Annotated in this window: 15 protein-coding genes, 1 tRNA gene and 1 pseudogene; 9 read left to right on the forward strand and 8 right to left on the reverse strand. The window is 42.9% G+C overall.

Annotated features, from left to right (window positions below; translation table 11 throughout):
• Positions 1-69 precede the first annotated feature (69 nt).
• Genes H6G08_RS10500 through H6G08_RS10510 form a run of 3 tightly spaced genes read left to right on the forward strand, consistent with a single transcriptional unit; the run spans position 70 to position 1,166 of the window.
• On the forward strand, positions 70-279 hold the full coding sequence (locus H6G08_RS10500; RefSeq protein ID WP_096644982.1) for a DUF2997 domain-containing protein: 210 nt from the start codon (positions 70-72) through the stop codon (positions 277-279).
• Positions 280-318: 39 nt separating this feature from the next.
• Complete coding sequence (locus H6G08_RS10505; RefSeq protein WP_190541415.1) at positions 319-705, forward strand: DUF1257 domain-containing protein; 387 nt, start codon at positions 319-321, stop codon at positions 703-705.
• Positions 705-1,166, forward strand: a complete 462-nt coding sequence (locus H6G08_RS10510; RefSeq protein WP_190541417.1) for a ferredoxin — start codon at positions 705-707, stop codon at positions 1,164-1,166. The genes H6G08_RS10505 and H6G08_RS10510 overlap by 1 nt, the downstream gene beginning before the upstream one ends.
• A 642-nt stretch (positions 1,167-1,808) precedes the next feature.
• On the opposite strand, the gene H6G08_RS10515 is transcribed toward H6G08_RS10510, so the two are convergent.
• From H6G08_RS10515 to H6G08_RS10535, 6 genes are all read right to left on the reverse strand, one after another.
• Positions 1,809-3,446: a DUF4335 domain-containing protein gene (locus H6G08_RS10515; RefSeq protein ID WP_190541419.1), complete on the reverse strand. Its 1,638-nt coding sequence runs from the start codon at positions 3,444-3,446 to the stop codon at positions 1,809-1,811.
• Between the two features lie 73 nt (positions 3,447-3,519).
• Positions 3,520-4,125, reverse strand: coding sequence for a DUF3038 domain-containing protein (locus H6G08_RS10520; protein WP_096644885.1), 606 nt, complete (start codon positions 4,123-4,125; stop codon positions 3,520-3,522).
• 84 nt (positions 4,126-4,209) lie between these two features.
• Positions 4,210-4,332, reverse strand: coding sequence for a hypothetical protein (locus H6G08_RS38115; protein ID WP_277877813.1), 123 nt, complete (start codon positions 4,330-4,332; stop codon positions 4,210-4,212).
• Between the two features lie 141 nt (positions 4,333-4,473).
• Positions 4,474-6,894: an endonuclease MutS2 gene (locus H6G08_RS10525; protein ID WP_190541468.1), complete on the reverse strand. Its 2,421-nt coding sequence runs from the start codon at positions 6,892-6,894 to the stop codon at positions 4,474-4,476.
• A 141-nt stretch (positions 6,895-7,035) separates the two neighbouring features.
• Positions 7,036-7,281 (reverse strand): hypothetical protein, encoded by a 246-nt coding sequence (locus H6G08_RS10530; RefSeq protein ID WP_190541421.1) that lies wholly within the window; start codon positions 7,279-7,281, stop codon positions 7,036-7,038.
• The gene (locus H6G08_RS10535) at positions 7,265-7,540 is read right to left on the reverse strand and encodes a BrnT family toxin (RefSeq protein WP_190541423.1); all 276 of its coding nucleotides are present in this window, start codon (positions 7,538-7,540) and stop codon (positions 7,265-7,267) included. Before H6G08_RS10535 ends, H6G08_RS10530 begins: the two co-directional genes overlap by 17 nt.
• 423 nt (positions 7,541-7,963) lie before the next feature.
• On the opposite strand from H6G08_RS10535, the gene H6G08_RS10540 reads away from it, so the two are divergent.
• From H6G08_RS10540 to H6G08_RS10555, 4 genes and pseudogenes are all read left to right on the forward strand, one after another.
• Complete coding sequence (locus H6G08_RS10540; protein ID WP_190541425.1) at positions 7,964-9,127, forward strand: GuaB3 family IMP dehydrogenase-related protein; 1,164 nt, start codon at positions 7,964-7,966, stop codon at positions 9,125-9,127.
• Between the two features lie 368 nt (positions 9,128-9,495).
• A pseudogene (gene trxA / locus H6G08_RS10545) lies at positions 9,496-9,855 on the forward strand (thioredoxin); the annotation flags it as partial.
• A 683-nt stretch (positions 9,856-10,538) separates the two neighbouring features.
• Complete coding sequence (locus H6G08_RS10550; protein WP_190541429.1) at positions 10,539-11,609, forward strand: LOG family protein; 1,071 nt, start codon at positions 10,539-10,541, stop codon at positions 11,607-11,609.
• A 442-nt stretch (positions 11,610-12,051) separates the two neighbouring features.
• A complete protein-coding gene (locus tag H6G08_RS10555) occupies positions 12,052-13,263 on the forward strand; it encodes a hypothetical protein (RefSeq protein WP_313941759.1) in 1,212 nt (403 codons plus the stop codon).
• A gap of 183 nt (positions 13,264-13,446) precedes the next feature.
• On the opposite strand, the gene H6G08_RS10560 is transcribed toward H6G08_RS10555, so the two are convergent.
• Both H6G08_RS10560 and nadA read right to left on the reverse strand, forming a co-directional pair.
• Positions 13,447-14,136, reverse strand: a complete 690-nt coding sequence (locus H6G08_RS10560; RefSeq protein WP_190541431.1) for an SAM-dependent methyltransferase — start codon at positions 14,134-14,136, stop codon at positions 13,447-13,449.
• Between the two features lie 419 nt (positions 14,137-14,555).
• On the reverse strand, positions 14,556-15,530 hold the full coding sequence (gene nadA, locus H6G08_RS10565) for a quinolinate synthase NadA (RefSeq protein WP_190541433.1): 975 nt from the start codon (positions 15,528-15,530) through the stop codon (positions 14,556-14,558).
• Positions 15,531-16,055: 525 nt separating this feature from the next.
• Here nadA and H6G08_RS10570 point away from each other — a divergent pair.
• Positions 16,056-16,985, forward strand: coding sequence for a TIGR04168 family protein (locus H6G08_RS10570; RefSeq protein ID WP_190541470.1), 930 nt, complete (start codon positions 16,056-16,058; stop codon positions 16,983-16,985).
• A gap of 88 nt (positions 16,986-17,073) precedes the next feature.
• A tRNA-Ser gene (locus H6G08_RS10575) sits at positions 17,074-17,160 on the forward strand.
• The last annotated feature ends 73 nt before the right edge of the window (positions 17,161-17,233 follow it).

Genomic DNA, 17,233 nt, shown 5'->3' on the forward strand with positions numbered 1-17,233 from the left:
ACGGCTATATAAATAGCCCTCTACTAAAGCAGTACAATTCAAGCGTACTAATCGTGGTTGGCCAAGAGCATGGAGACATTAGAGTTCATAATCTATCCAGATGGTCGGGTACAAGAGAAAGTCACTGGCATTATAGGTGCTTCTTGTGCTGAAGTCACAGCCGCTATAGAAGAGCAGCTGGGACAGGTACTTACTAATGAGCCAACCTCTGAGTTTTTTGCCACTATGGTACAGCAAGCCGGTGTGGCTAATACGCAAACCGCTTTGAGTGATTGGTAATTGTTCAAAATAGTTTAGTGTCGTTAATTCACCACCACCATGTCACATTTTAGCCAAATTAAAACTCAAATCCGTAACCTCGAATCTTTAAAAGATGCTTTAACTGAATTAGGTATAGACTGGAAACCAGGCCCCCGTGAGGTACGTGGCTATCGCGGTCAAACTCATCCTGCGGAAATTTCCATTGAGCAAGAAAATGGCTACGATATCGGCTTTAGATGGAATGGCCAAGAATATGAATTGGTGGCTGACTTGCAATATTGGCAACAAAATCTTTCTGTTGATGGATTTTTGCGCCAAGTAACTCAGCGTTATGCTTATCAAACAGTGGTCAAAGAAACCGCTCGTGTTGGCTTTCAAGTTGCGGAACAAAAACAACAAGAAGATGGTTCAATTCGCCTGGTAGTACAACGCTGGAGTGCGTAATGGATGACTTTCTGCCGTCACCGGAAGGACAAGAAGACAACCGCACCGGTTTAGAACCAGAGTTAGGCGGTTTTTTAAGAGATGCGCCCGAACGCTCTGGTTTAGAACCAGAATTAGGCGGAATGCTGCGTCAAAAGGGTGTTTATGTTGACGAAATCACCTGTATTGGTTGTAAGCACTGCGCTCATGTTGCCCGTAATACTTTTTACATTGAACCAGATTATGGGCGATCGCGTGTAGTTCGTCAGGATGGAGACGCAGAAGAAGTTATTCAAGAAGCAATAGATACTTGTCCAGTAGATTGCATTCACTGGGTGGATTACACCGAAATCAAAAAATTAGAAGAAGAACGCAAATATCAGGTAATTCCTGTTGTCGGTTATCCAGTAGAACATGCTGTTGCTTCTACAGAACGGCGGCGTAAAAAGCAAAAATCAAAAATCAAAAAATCCCGTTATTAAATGAGAATTCCTCATGCATAATTAAGGATTCGGCATCAATTACTGGGAAACTTAAATCTGTTTATTTATCCGCCAATCTTCTAGAATTCAATTAAGAATTCCAAATTTTTAAAATATCAAATGCAATTGAAAAATTAAGGGCTGGTTTTCCCAGCCCATTTTATTTGTATTAATTATATCGAATCCCAACCCTTGATACAGCAGATTTCAGGTACATGAGGTACGCGCTTCGGGGCATGGCAGTGCCAGTGCCCCTACAATCAACGATATAATTTGTACTTCACCAACTAGCAATCTGCTCTATATGCACAAAAAGGACAAGGGAAGGTGAGACAAGGAGGACAAGGAATATATTAGCCGTCATGAACTGAGTACACAAGAATAGATGAAAAAAGTTTCTTTCCTTCTGCCTTCTGCCCTTTGCCGCCTGCCTTTGAATAACGATGTTTTATTTTTGAATTTTTAATTTTGAATTGGTATTAACTAGTTATTCCCGAAGTAAAAGTTGAGTCTACGGAAAATTTCAAACCACTTTAGTTAACTGTAAGAAATAGCTAAATGGTAAAGCAATTTACCGCAATTGCTCAAACTTCTACTAAGAAAAACTGATTTTCTCAATGAAATTAGACTTTCCCTAAATTATTAGTTTTCTGGGAAAATTTGAACTTTACCATCAGGAGTAAGTACAGCTCGCATTCGCATATTTTGCCCAGCTTTATTAGCTGAAACAAAAGGTGCTCCGATATTAGGCATTCCAGTGTTTTCCACAAATTCTCTGGCTGCTTTATTTAAAGGAAAAATGCGTTCAATGGTACCGTCAACATTTACCATCAAACTATACTCTAGGGTTTGTCGCAATCCAGAAGGTGGTTGCCAGCGTTTTTGAAGATATTGTCTAGCTTCTGATATCTGAGGTGTATCAAATAATGTGCTATCGCTGGCTGGCTGGTTAGATGAGACTGTTTGGCGTTGATTCCGCAATCTCTCAGCTAAGGAGCTACCAGTTGTGACTGTAGAGGTAGTAGATGCAGGATTATAATCTCCATCAACCTTGGTGGAACTTGCAGTTTCATTGGGGATGGTGGGAAGTGGTGGCGCTGTTGTGACAACATTTGGGTTAACGCTGCCTCTGTTAGCAGTTAAGCTGGGTGGTAATTCTCGCCTTTTAGGTAGAGCTAGTTCTGCTGGGTTAGTTGTACCTGGACGGTTGGCTGTGGGATTTGGTTGAATGGCGATTTGCTGTCCGCCAGTAGAGGCTTTAAAGGGGGAATTCGCCGTCAGAGTTGGGCTAGTTGGTTCGGGTATGCCAAATACACTAGAAGCCGCAGATGGTTGATTGCTTTTAGGTAATTTGGAATTAGCTGTTGTTTGAGCGGTCGGGAAGCTAGAATTCGGTAATGTGGCTGATGGATTGGTAAGGGTAGAACTAGGCGCTGTTGGCAATGCGGTAGGTACTACAGGTAATGGTTGAGTAGAACCTATGGGCGGTACTGGTGGTAAATTGTCTGGGGGTAAAAGGCTAGCTTCTGGATTGAGGGATGATGGCGAGGGTTGCAGAGCGAGTTCTGATGAATCTGTAGTAGTTTTTGTGGCAACTTGCTGTTTTGGCTTGGCATTATTCACATATTGCCAGGTAATAGGTAATAAACCTACACCTAATACTAATACTGCTGCTGCGGGTGCCCAAGTAGGGAAACGCACAGTTGAACTCCGAGTATTTTCGAGAGTTGGCAACGCCATGATATCTGCTGAGTATTCATCTAAAGCAGTTGCTAAATCAAATAGTTGCAGCAAACTAAGCTGTATTACTGGCCCGGATGTCTGATTAGCCAGGGAACCAAGGAACAGATTGTGAGTTAAATAGCTACTTGGCTCTAAATATATTTTTGTTTGTGGTAGATAAGTAGGAAAAGATTTGATTGATTTAGTAGTAGCTGGGACAGAAGAAGCGGCAAAATCTGATAATTGTGAATTATCAGCTACTTTACTAGAATCTTGCGGCCCGGTAAAACTGAGCCAAAAACTTTCTGGAGATTGGTGCAGAAATTGCTGCACGTAACTAGTGACAGCATCACATAAAGCTTCAAGTTGATCGCGATCGCCCCGAATTGGGAATCTGCTTTCTTCTGGCAGTCGCGGATCGTCAAAACGCAACTCAAAGCTTAACTGCTTGAGGACAGTTTTGCCCATCCACCGAGACAAAGCTGAGTCTTGCGCGAAGACTTCTAGCGTACAAGTGGGGGGTGTGTAGCGACGAATGACAGAATTTGATAGAGGCATGGCAGAAACTGCGAAGGAGATGATTGGTGATTTTGGATTTGGGATTTTGGAGGAGCAATCTAAAATCGAAAATCTAAAATTGCGTGGAACGATCTATAAGTGCTAACCACAAACGGCGATGCCCACCGGGGGCGCTGTAAAACAGTAAATCTACCAGCAGCTTGAGTGCTAAATGGGTGAGTAAATCAGTGGAGATTTTATCGTCCTCTTCCATTCGCTCTTGGTAAGTGTTGCAAAAAGCATCAATATAATCGCCAAGTAAAGCGGTTTGGTGAGGTTCCTGGTGATTTTCCGCCATTTGTTCTAATAAACCAACAGCACGACGAATTAATTCTTGGTGCTGTTTGGCAAGGTAGCAAATGATGAGAACTAGCGATCGCGCTTCTTCTACATCAAGTTTTTTGCGTCCTCCTTGTCCTTTGCGTAGCGGATTTGACTGGCGCAATCGCCACAAAGCCACGCGATCCGGCACTCTTGACTCCAAATTCAGCTCGATTGCGGCCGAGAGCATCGCCTCGGAACCAATGCCAGTCAATGTTTCGAGCGCCAACAGCACTAAGTCCAATTGGGTTTTAATGTTGTCCCACTGAACCGTGTTCGGGGCTGGGAGTTTAATTAAATCCTCCCACTGGGAATTTGGAGTGGCTGAATTAGTGGCCGAGTGCATAACTTTTAGCATAGGTGATCGGGCTAATAGGGACGGTTGCTGTTACCCATTTTGAAACAGACTCTTAAGCATTTAGGTTAGTTTCCTCTAGCTATCTTAGTCAGAAGCTTTAGCTTGCTTTCTCACTGTGGTAATCAGCTTGTATCTCTGTCTTACTCTAAAGGAAAATTTATTTTCTACAAAGTAGAAGTATATTATGGGGCATTGGGCATTGGGCATTGGGCATTGGGCGAATAGTGACAAGAAGGAGAGTATCTGTATAATTTTCCTCCTCTGCACACGCCAGGTGCTACAACGCGGGTTACCCGCACAACGCACTGGCTCCCCTGCTTCCTCTGCTTCCTCTGCCTTTTTGTCCTCCTACTCCACATAGGCAACGGTAACACCGCTACCACCATCTACTTGTTCTGCTGCTTCGTATTTGCTGACTCTGGGGTGCTGTTGTAAATAGGTATGCACGCCTTGCCGTAGTTTCCCTGTACCGTGTCCGTGAATAATCCATATCGGGCCTATTGCTTCGGAAATTGCCTTATCTAACAATAATTCAGCGTCAGGTACCCGTTTTCCGCGCAAATCTACTGTATTTTTAGAAGTCCGAATTGCTAAAGCTGGCGGTGCGGCTGGGGTAACTGGTGCGGGTGCTGGTTTAGATTTGACAGTTGCTTCAGCTTTTTGACCATCTAAAGATTCTACGTCTTCTAGTTTGACTGTCATTTTCATGATGCCAAAACGCACGGTCAATTCTCCATCCTCATCAGGAGCAACTAATACTTCTGCTGTTTGCCCAAACTGAGACAGCCGGATGCGATCGCCTACTTTGGGCATAAATCCCGCTTTGGGTTTGGCTGGCGCTGCTGGCTGGAATTTCTGCGCTATTTGATTGAGGGCGTTAGTTGCTTGCTGGGCATCTTGGGCGGTGGGTGTACCTTGCTGCAACCGCCGGATGACTTGGGCAATTTCACCTTTAGCTTGGGCGATCGCTTGTTGTACTGCTGCTTCTTGAGAAGCTTTTAATGTCCGTTCCCTTTCTTCTAAATTGGCAGCTTTGCTGGATACTTCCTTATATAACCGTTCTGCTTGCTGCAACAATTTTTGAGCTTCGGCTGCTTTGGTTTCTTGGCGGCGGCGTTGCGCTTCTAACCCAGCAATTACTTGGTTAACTTCGTCGGTTGCTCCTCCCAGGTGAGTTTTCGCCTGTTCGACAACTTCTAGTTTTAAACCTAAGCGCCGAGCAATTGTCAAGGCATTAGAACGTCCAGGAATGCCCCACAACAAGCGATAAGTTGGCGATAGGGTACTTTCGTCAAATTCGACTGAGGCGTTTTCAAAGCGCTCATCTTCGTATTTCAGCGCTTTTAGCTCGCCAAAGTGAGTTGTAGCTACTGTCAATCGGGCGTGGTTAGCTAAATGCTGCAAAAGGGCGATCGCTAAAGCACTACCTTCTGCTGGATCGGTTCCTGCACCTACTTCATCTAGTAATACTAGAGATTGGGCATGGGGCATTGATGATTCTTCTTTGTCCGCAGTCCCTGGTTCCACGCTTCCTAAAGCATCTAAAATCCGGCTAATCCGGCGAATATGACCGGAAAAGGTTGATAAACTTTGCTGTAATGATTGTTCATCGCCTATATCGGCTAATACTTGGTCAAACCAGGGTATTTCCACAGGTTCGCGGGCGGGAATAAATAAACCCACTTTCGCCATTAAGGCTGCCAAAGCTAAAGTTTTTAAGGTAACAGTCTTACCACCAGTATTTGGCCCGGTAATCGTCACTACCCGAATTATCGGATTAATCAGCAAATCTACGGGCACTACTGGTGAGCTTTGCTCGTGTTGATGCTGCCACACTAACAACGGGTGACGCAGTTGGCGTAAGGTAATACTTTCTTGCTGTTCCCAGCTAATAAATCTGGGAGGATTCGCACCTAACCAAAAACTGTAACGCGCCCTAGCTGTAGCCAGATCCAAGGTAGTCACAATTGCTAATAACCTTTCTAAATCTGGTTTAACTGCGGCTACTTGTTCTGTTAAAGCGCGACGGATGACTTCTTCTTCTGTTTGCTCTCTTCTAATGGCTTGGCGTAATTGGTTACCTACAGGGACGATGCTGTTCGGTTCCACATACAGGGTAGCGCCACTGGTAGAGGTATCGTGGACAATACCGGGGATAACGTCTTTGTGTGTCGCTTTTACCGGGATGACATAGCGATCGCCTCTTTGGGTAATTAATTGTTCTTGGACGGCGCTAGATTTTGCTTGTAAAATATTTTGCAGCTTTTGAGTAATTTGACTGCGTAATCTCCGCAAGTCCGTGCGAATTTCCCCTAATTTTTGGCTAGCGCGATCGGTTACCTGTCCCCGTTCGTCGATACAACGGTGAATTTCCTGCTCAAGTTCGGGATAAGTGCGTAAATCGGCAACCAACTCCGTCAAGATAGGTAAATCTTCTTGGTTGTCAATTATCCGCCGTAAATTCCTACTGCCAGCTAGTGTAGTAGCGATCGCTAACAGTTCATCTCCTGCTAAAATTCCCTGCAGTTCTGCACGTTCCAGAGAATCCCCAATATCTTGAATTCCCTCAAACGATAAACTGGGCGAGAGACGGCTTTCTAGTTGGTAAACTTCCTTTGTTTGCTCCAACAACTGCGTACTTTCCGCCTGAGAGTCGGGAATTTTTAGCTGACGCGACGCGATCGCCCCTAACTTAGTTGCCGCAAAAGTCGCAAGATGCTGGCAGAGGCGATTCCATTCTAATAGTTCTAAGGTTTCAGCTTGGATCAAGGCTTCATTATCTAATCTCAATCTATGGTAACAATTCTGGCTACTTTAAAGCTGAACCTTGTTGCAGTTATTGGCAATAGAAAAAATATTTTTAGTAGAAGATATCAAGGGCTAAAGAGCTAGAACGGCTACCAGCAGCTTTTATTCTGTTTGCGGCATCGTAGTGTTTATCTGCTGACGTTGGGCAACTTGCATCAATAATCTTAATGCTTCATTAACTGCTTCATCATTAGGAAAAGCTTGAGCAACATCAGGATCTAAAAGCACTAAGTTTGTTCCTGTACGATATCGCTCAACATACTTACCCTTAATACCTCCTGTCATTTGGGTAAAGTCGTACTCAGGACTTAACTCGTCTTCCATCTCGTTCTCAACTTCCTTCTTCATAAAACTTCCTCTCCTGTCGGGTAGCTTTTCGGGCGCTGATAATTCGTACCTTTTCGTCTCTATCAGTATGTGCAACTACTAAAAGTTCTCTATATCGAGACATACCAATGATAATGTAACGATTTTCTCCTATGGAATGAGCCGGATCGGGAAAAGTTACAGATAGTGGATCGTTAAATACGGTTGCAGCTTCCTGAAAGGAAACACCATGCTTCTCAACATTGAGCGCTGCTTTGTTTGGGTTCCATTCAAATTCCATGTAGAATACTTACCACTTTCAGCTATATCCTCAAGGTAAAAATTATATTTTTCGGAAAATTAACCTAGACAAAGCCATTTCTCATCATTGAAAAGTCAAGAACACGAATAATGCCCAATGCCCAATGACGCCAGTTGCTTCAACGCGGGAAACCCGCGCAATGCACTGGCTCCCCAATGCCCTATTTTCATCCTTCACTGCTAAAATAGCAGCTTTATTGGTAACAACTGGCACATCAAGCTAATTATTTTCTAATTAGCAGCCTTAACAGTCAACTGCAACAGCGATCGCACAGAAACTAATTAACAAATTTCCGTGATATTTGTCCCTGTGGATAGTGACAGTAACTTGAAAAAAAATTGCACCAACTTCGCCCACAATTTGATACCCTAGCTTAAACAAAGATTTGGGAAAAGTTACAGCGTGGACATTCAACTTGGGCGGGGCAAAACAGCTCGGAGAGCTTACGGAATTGATGAGATTGCACTAGTACCTGGTAATAGAACACTCGATCCGAGTTTGGCAGATACCAGGTGGCAGATTGGTAACATTGAGCGGGAAATTCCCATCATTGCTAGTGCGATGGATGGTGTAGTAGATGTGCGGATGGCTGTAAAGTTATCCCAACTAGGAGCATTAGGAGTTCTCAATTTAGAAGGTATCCAAACTCGCTATGCTGACCCAGATCCGATTTTAGATAAAATTGCGGCTGTGGGCAAAGATGAATTTGTCCACCTGATGCAAGAACTATATGCTGAACCAGTAAAGCCGGAATTAATAGAAAAGCGTATTCAGGAAATTAAGCAACAAGGTGGGATAGCAGCAGTCAGTGCTACGCCAGCTGGAGCCAGTAAATATGGCGAAGTAGTAGCCAAAGCTGGAGCCGATTTATTTTTTGTACAAGCTACAGTAGTTTCTACAGCACACCTCTCACCAGAGTCGATTGCGCCCTTAGATTTGGCAGAATTCTGCCAAAAAATGCCTATTCCCGTAATTTTGGGCAATTGTGTAACTTACGAAGTGACATTAAATCTATTAAAAGCCGGAGCGGCTGGCGTACTGGTAGGAATTGGCCCTGGTGCGGCTTGTACCTCCCGTGGCGTGTTGGGTGTAGGCGTACCTCAAGCAACTGCGATCGCCGATTGTGCCGCCGCAAGGGATGATTACTATCAAGAAACTGGTAACTACATTCCTGTAATTGCAGATGGTGGTTTAATCACTGGCGGAGACATTTGCAAATGCATTGCTTGCGGTGCTGATGGTGTAATGATTGGTTCTCCCTTCGCTAGAGCCGCCGAAGCTCCAGGACGGGGTTATCATTGGGGAATGGCTACTCCTAGCCCTGTCTTACCTCGTGGTACCCGGATTCGCGTTGCTACTACTGGTACTCTAGAGCAAATTCTCATCGGCCCTGCCGGATTAGATGATGGTACTCATAATCTTTTAGGAGCCTTAAAAACCAGTATGGGCACCTTAGGAGCCAAAAATATCAAAGAAATGCAACAAGTTGAAGTTGTGATTGCTCCTTCTTTACTGACTGAAGGCAAAGTCTACCAAAAAGCCCAACAACTAGGTATGGGCAAATAAAGGGACTAGGGGCTAGGGACTAGGGATATGGAAAAAATCACTGTTGACAAACAACCATTGACCATTGACCATTGACTCTTGACTCTTGACTCTTAATTCTTAAAAAAGTCCAAACTTAATATCCAAATCCTTCAGGAAATTTTTCCAGCATTTTAAACAATTACTGGAAAAATTACATATGTCGCCTACAATAGAGATAGCGGAGACGCATGTTTCCGTTCACTCCTCACACCACACTCCGCCCGGACTATGTTCGGGCGGTTCCTTATGTTTTTATAAATAAAATTCCATAGCTTCTTTGCAAATGTACATCCTTCGCTTTTAAGCAGCTGTTTTTGCTATGGTAGAATTTTCACGAAACTCAGAAATATAATTGGCAAAGGTTTTTAGGCATGTCAGCAGCCGCACAAGTCACAGATTCTACGTTTAAGCAAGAAGTACTCGACAGTGAAGTACCTGTTTTAGTTGATTTTTGGGCACCTTGGTGTGGCCCATGCAGGATGGTAGCTCCTGTAGTGGATGAAATCGCCGAGCAGTACAAAGGTCAGATAAAAGTCGTTAAAGTCAACACTGACGAAAATCCTAATGTTGCTAGTCAGTATGGCATCCGCAGCATTCCCACATTAATGATTTTTAAAGAGGGGCAAAAAGTTGATATGGTCGTTGGTGCCGTGCCTAAAAGTACATTAGCTAGCACATTGGAAAAGTATCTTCGTCCCTCCTCTTGAATCTCAATTGGTAGTAAAATCCTGTTGATTTTTCCCTTGGTTCTAATTTTTAGGTCAATTTTTGTAAACAAGTTTGCGAGGCGCGAAATTTCGCGTCTCTATCAAACTGTTTAACGTAATTATTGCTGTTTTTGAACCTATCCTGAGCAGAACTAGCGGAAACATTAATGCCTTTTGCGATCGCCTAGCTAGCATTGAAAAGAGATGAAACGCCTACCTAGCTTGGAAATAAGGGCTAGTAGTTAGAGGCTAGGAGCTAGGAAAGAGAGATTTTCATATTTGGTTGTGAGATTTTCTCATGATTGACTAGCTGGAAAATAGGAGCGCTTAGGTTAGGGGCTAAGAAAGGTTAAAAAAGCAGGAGATCGAGGGAGATTAATGAATTTTTTATGTATTCTGGTGTACGCAGTTCATAAAGCTACTTAACCAGCTTTTTAATTGTTTATTTTGCTGAAAGTCCCTGGCGAGATTTCTACAATCAAAATTTGCCCAGAGGAATTTTGATTTTAGCGATCGCCAAGCATCTCATAGAGAAGCGTTACTAGCGCCTTGGTTAATCCTTAACCACAGGTGCTTTTTAGTGCGGTATATCAAAACTGTTATTCATCAACAAACCTGGCAACAGTTGATACATAGCGCTCCAAAATTAGATAAAATATAGTACCATTGTGGCAGCGGTTATCATGGCTTCATCTGCGTCGTTTGATACATTAGAGTCTCTCCAAGCGGACATCGCTGAATTAATCGATCGGTTACCGACGTTAAAAAATCAGCAACTCATCAAACAGGCACTGGCTACCATAGTGCGTCTAGCTGATAGTGATATTGAGCGTCTGGATTGGAAAATATTGTCGGCTGCTTTAGCAGACATGGAACGGGGTTTTCAACTCTTTTATGCCTACCGACACATCCGTAAAGTAACTATTTTTGGTTCGGCTCGCCTAGCGCCAGAAACCCCAGAGTATCACATGGCTATGCAGTTTGCGCAGGCTGTTACCAAGCTGGGATTTATGGTCATGACCGGCGGTGGCGGCGGTATTATGCAAGCAGGCCATGAAGGTGCAGGACGAGAAAATTCCTTTGGCTTAAATATTCAATTACCTTTTGAGCAGCAAGCGAATCCTTTTATTGAAGGCGATTCTAAGCTGATTCACTTTAAATATTTTTTCACGCGCAAATTATTTCTATTAAAAGAAAGCGATGCTGTAGCCTTATTTCCTGGCGGTTTTGGCACCCAAGACGAAGCTTTTGAATGCATGACATTAAGCCAAACAGGTAAATTTGGCCCTGTTCCTCTTGTGTTAATAGATCGTCCTGGCGGCGATTACTGGCGTTCTTGGAGTGAATATATCGATGAACAGCTAGTACAAAAAGGTCTTGTCAGTCCTGAAGATCCTAGTCTTTACACGATTACAGATAGTGTAGATGTAGCTTGCGAGGCAATTACCAGATTTTACCAGGTTTATCACTCTAGCCGCTATGTAGGCGATCGCTTGGTCATTCGTCTGACAACAGATCTATCGGAAGCGGAAGTAGAAAAACTCAATGCTGACTTTAGCGATATTCTCGTGAAAGATAAAATCGAGAAAAGTCAGGCGTTATCCCAAGAAGGACAGGATGAAACATTAGGATTACCTCGTCTTGTTCTCTATTTCAATCAACGGGATTTGGGACGCTTATATCAGATGATTGCTGCAATTAACCAAATGGGCGTGCATACAGTCGAAGAAACAGGTCATCCAGAACGTAAGTAAAGCAGAGGGGGTGGGTTTACCACCCTTTAAATTTAACTAGTACATGAATAGTACCAAAAATTATCAGTATTGATGCGGATAATTTTTAGTTTTATCTATATTTATCTACATAAAAAATTAGTATAATTACGTACCCTAAGAACAAGCCAGAAATCAATTTTTAGCTGTATGATAAGCAGCAAATAGATGTCCTAAAACAGGTAATATTTCATCATCAACAGGTGGACAATTACCTAAAATGAGGACTAAACTAACTGGTGCAGATTCAGCCTTCTGCCTAAAGATAGAAATTCGACCTTATTTTAAAGATTTTATGTGTCAACCTTGTAGCTTTACTCATAAAATCAAAAATAAGGCGATGTTTTGCATAAACATACTAGCCTAAATAAATTAAATGAGTTCCTTAACAAATCAGGGTGGAAAATTTATCACTAAATTAAAAATGGCAGATCGAATAAACGATATCGCTTGGCAAGCACACCAAGGTAGCGTTGCGGCGATCATTCAAATATTGAACGAAAAACTAGTTGCTTCTGGCGTGCGAACCAGAGCTATTTTCTCAGATGGGGTCTTACAACTGCTGTGTGAGGCTCAAACAGTCGATCAACTAGAACAATCTACTGTAGTGCAAAAAATTCGGCAAATTCTTGAGTCTATTGCACCGCGTAATATTCGCCGGGTGAATATTAATAGTCGGATTGTCAGGGAACAACAATTACTTTGGTTGACGGAAATTTATCGCGATCGCGATGGTCAATTGCTTTGGTCAGAGGAAATTACATTACCACAACCAGGTCTAATTCAGCAACTAATTAATGATTTTCAAAACCTCAAAGAGACTAAGAGTGAACTAGCTCAAGTCAGCTTACCGAAGCCAAATTCTTTGCGATTTGTCATCTTTAAAAGAAGACATCGCCGCAGAAGCCAAAATAGATTTTTGAGTAAAAATATACCAAAGCGCTCTTTGCCAATTGAGGTATTAAAAGTCTCTGGCTTATGCTTACCACTGCTGTTGCTAGTTTGGGGTGCTTACAGTTGGTTAGAAGGAAAACAGGAAAGCTCTATTTCTGCACAAACTTCTCAACCCTCATCTGTTAAACTCCAAGGCGCAACTGTTTCCAATCCCAAAAATACTACTCTTTCTGCAAAAGACCCCTTCAAAGACGCAGTGCGGATTGCAAATCAAGCTTCTGCATTGGGGAAAACAGCCACAACTTCACAGCAGCATTCAGAATTAGCTAGTAAGTGGCGAGAAGCTTCTAATTTAATGAATCAGGTGTCACCTAGCCACAGTCGCTTTCAAGAAGCACAAACCCGCGTTCAGCTATATAAAAAATATGCAGATGCTTCTCAAAACATAGCGAATAAAAAAGCAGCACCAGCAGCAAATCCAAATGTCAGCAAAACTGTTACCATTCCCGCAGACGATCCATTTGCAGTCGCAGTGCGGATTGCTAATCAAGCTTCTGCATCTGGGAAAACAGCGACAACTCCCGAACAATGGTCAGCTTTAGCTGCACAATGGCAACAAGCTTCGGATTTCATGAGTCAGGTATCATCCAGCCATAGCCGTTATCCAGAAGCGCAAAGCCGTGTTAAGTTATACCAGCAATTTAGTGAGGCGGCTCAATCGAAAGCGCAAAAAGGTCAGTAATGGAATTATCTCAAGATGGGGAAATTTACCTCCCCATCTTTTAAAATTGCACCGCAGAGGACGCAGAGGCGCAGAGAAAATATGGAGTTAATAATTAATTTGAGATTGCTGTGGCTAGATAAATAAAGTAAAAAAAATTGCGATGAAAAATATCAATTTTCGTAGGGTGTGTTATGCCGTAGGCTAACGCACCTTAATTTTTTTTCTAATAATTAACATCTGGTTACCCCCTTTTTGAAATTCGTAAGCAACAGGCTGAACCTGAACATCAAATCCTTGATTGGAAAACCTTTGAATCACTGGCTTAAGATAGGGTGATATTTCACAATTAAGTTTCAACAAGGGAAAAATCCGCACCTCTGGAGAGATTTTCAAGAGAGAATCAATAGATGCAAGGTGAAAATCTAACGATAGTTGCTCAGAATAAAGAAAGAGTAAATGGGAACACACACATAACTCAAATTGATTGTTGGCTAGTTCTAGATGTGGTAAAGATAGGGGTAAGTAGCGCCCTTCTTTTCTACCAGTTTCATAGTCCGATAAAAATTTCTCCATTGCAGCCAAACGAGCATAACCAAGTTCATCTGCATTGCGAAAGTTCTTCCAAATGTAGTTATTTGAATTTTGTTTAACTTGTGTTATTACTGACTCATAAGTTTCTTGAACTCGTTGTTTGATTTGTTGAGCAGCAAATTCATAGATAGGATCAATCGAAACAACTGAATATCCGAGTTCTGTCATTTCAGCATTGAAGCTTGCAGGGCCATCACCACACCCAAGAATCGATTTATTCAGATCTGCATCTGATAAAGCAAACATCAGCTTGTACTCTTCAAGAGTTCTACCCCAAGGGACAACATTATCTAATTTCATAGATACTTACCATAAATTACCAGCCTGTAGCTTGTATTATCGCTCTTTGGTATGGCAGGTTGAATTGTTGTTGGTGCGTTACTCTGTGAGACAAAACACACTACATTTGACTTCAGAACCTATATTCTCGCCAAAGTTTATCCATATATTTTGGAGGGCATGGCATTGCCATGCCCCTACTGTCGCATTCTTTTTTCAAATTGGTATAAACACAAGACTGATGCTTATAATCCAACTATTTCAAAGCAAAAAAATACAGCAGATTGCCAGTTAGTGAGGTACAGATTATCGTTTATTGTAGGGGCACTGGCACTGCCATGCCCCGAAGCGCGTACCTTATTTACTGCAAATATGCTGTATGTAGAGACACAAGAGAATTATGTCTCTACATAATATGAAAACTTAATTGATGAATTTACCTAAACACTCATCTCTAACATCCGTTGCATTGGACGCAAAGCCGCTAATCTAATATCTTCAGACATGGTGATTTCCGGAGTACGATTTTTCATCGCCCAATACACTTTTTCTAAAGTATTTAACCGCATAAACGGACATTCATTGCAATTGCAATTATTCATTGGTGGCGCAGGAATAAACCGCTTTTGAGGAGCCAGTTTTTGCATTTGGTGAATGATACCTGGCTCTGTAGCTACGATAAATTCCTGTGCAGCGCTGTTTTGACAATAGGTGAGTAAAGCTGCTGTAGAGCCAATATAGTTGGCGTGGCGCAAAATGCTAGTTTCGCATTCTGGGTGAGCGATCGCTTCTGCTTCGGGATGGGCTATTTTTAACTGGACTATTTTCTTTTCCGAGAAGGTTTCATGGACAATGCAGCTACCATCCCATAGCAGCATATCTCGTCCGGTTTGCTCCATGACGTACCGTCCCAAATTGCGATCGGGAGCAAAAATAATCGGCTGATCTTTCGGGATTTGCTGGACAATTTTCACAGCATTGGAACTGGTGCAGATAATATCGCTCATGGCTTTAATATCCGCAGAGCAATTAATATAAGAAACCACTAGGTGATCGGGATGGGCAGCTTTAAAGGCTGCAAAGGCTTCCGCCGGACAACTATCGGCTAAAGAACAACCAGCATTCAAGTCTGGTAGCAGTACCAATTTATCAGGATTGAGTATTTTTGCTGTTTCTGCCATGAAGTGAACGCCAGCAAAAACGATCGCATCTGCATTGGTATTAGCTGCGGCTTTAGCTAGTTGTAATGAATCCCCAATAAAATCTGCAATATCCTGGATATCTGGCTCTTGATAGTAATGGGCTAATATCACTGCGTTGAGTTCTTTTTTGAGGCTTTCAATCGCCGCAAATAAATCCAGTGGTAGTACACCCGGATGGGTTGTTTCTCGATCGACAAGTGCAGTTTTAAACACAGTTAGGGGTTACTTAAGGTTGCAAGTATTTGTGCTGTGGATTAATTATAGTAGTTTTTACCAAAAAATATAGTGGTTTTCACCAAAAATCCTAGAAGCTTTATGGAAGCGGCGGAGAACTTTATCTTTGCTTGGGGAAACAGAGATAGTCGCTCCGCCGCTTTGGGCATGGGGCATAGGGGATAGGGCATTGGTGTAAGGGAACTCCAAAAAATAAATTATGCCAAATTGTAGGGGCGGGGTTACCCCGCCCCTACGAGTTGCGGGTTTGGTAAGTTAATGATTGGAATATTTTTTTATTTGGAAGTCCCTAAACTGAAAATACAACTCTTATTCCACGTTCTGCCTATGCTGATTTTTAGCAAGAGGCAAGAAACTGGATTTTCCAAGGCTTTTAGCTTAATTTAATAACTAGGGGCATAGTCAACAAACTACCAATGCCCAATGCCCCATGCCCCATGCCCCAATATGTGTGCAAATCCTGCTGAGTTGCCTATCCTAAAAGTAGACAGCAAGGACAGTGGCATGACCAGTGAGATAACAAAATCAACAAACCTGAAAATAGCTGTAGTTGGCGACGTTCACGACCAATGGGAAGATGACGATGGAATTGCACTCAAGCATTTGGGTGTGGACTTAGTGCTGTTTGTGGGGGATTTTGGTAATGAGTCGGTGGAAGTGGTGAGAGCGATCGCTTCTATTGATATTCCCAAAGCTGCTGTAATGGGCAACCACGATGCATGGTACACTGCCACAGAATGGGGACGGAAAAAATGTCCCTACGACCGCACCAAGGAAGACTGGGTTCAAGAACAGCTCGATTTATTAGGTTCCGCCCATGTCGGTTATGGTAAGTTGGATTTTCCCCAATGGAATTTAACTGTAGTTGGCGGTCGTCCTTTTAGTTGGGGCGGGCCAGAATGGAGATATGCTGACATCTGCAAAGAACGTTACGGTGTAACGGATTTGGAAGAATCAGCAAATAAAATTGTGGCTGCGGTCAAAAGTGCGGCATACGATACGATTATTTTTCTGGGACACAACGGGCCTAGTGGCTTAGGCGATCGCCCCGAAGATCCCTGTGGTAAGGACTGGCTCCCGCTTGGCGGCGATTTTGGCGATCCAGATTTGGGCGAAGCAATTTCCCAGACTCTCAACGCTGGTAAAACCATTCCTCTGGTGACATTTGGACACATGCACCATAATCTGCGGCACACGAAAAAGGAGTTACGCAAGCCTTTGCTAAAAAGTCCAGAAGGAACAATTTACTTAAATGCGGCTAGCGTACCCAGGATAGTGGAAATTCAAGGCAAAAAGCGGCGTAATTTCTCTTTAGTTACCCTAGAGGCGGGTGTGGTGTCCCAAGCCTCCCTAGTTTGGGTAGGCGACGATTACCAGATAGTGTCCGAGGAAATTTTTTACGAGCGATCGCGTCCAGTAGTGCAATCTGCGTAGATGTGAGATATAGTATTATCTGTCAGCTTTTGTGCTAATCTATGAAAGCCTGTGCATAGCAGATACACAAAATGCTAGACAGTTTACTGGAGAGGTGGCAGAGTGGTCGATTGCGTCTGACTTGAAATCAGATGAACCCGCAAGGGTTCCGGGAGTTCGAATCTCCCCCTCTCCGTTGGAAAATTGGTGATTTAAACATTGTGCGATTGTTAGTTAAGACTTTTGAGCTTATTTACAAATAGCCTTAA

Source organism: Calothrix anomala FACHB-343 (genome assembly GCF_014696435.1).
GTDB lineage: Bacteria > Cyanobacteriota > Cyanobacteriia > Cyanobacteriales > Nostocaceae > Aulosira > Aulosira anomala_A.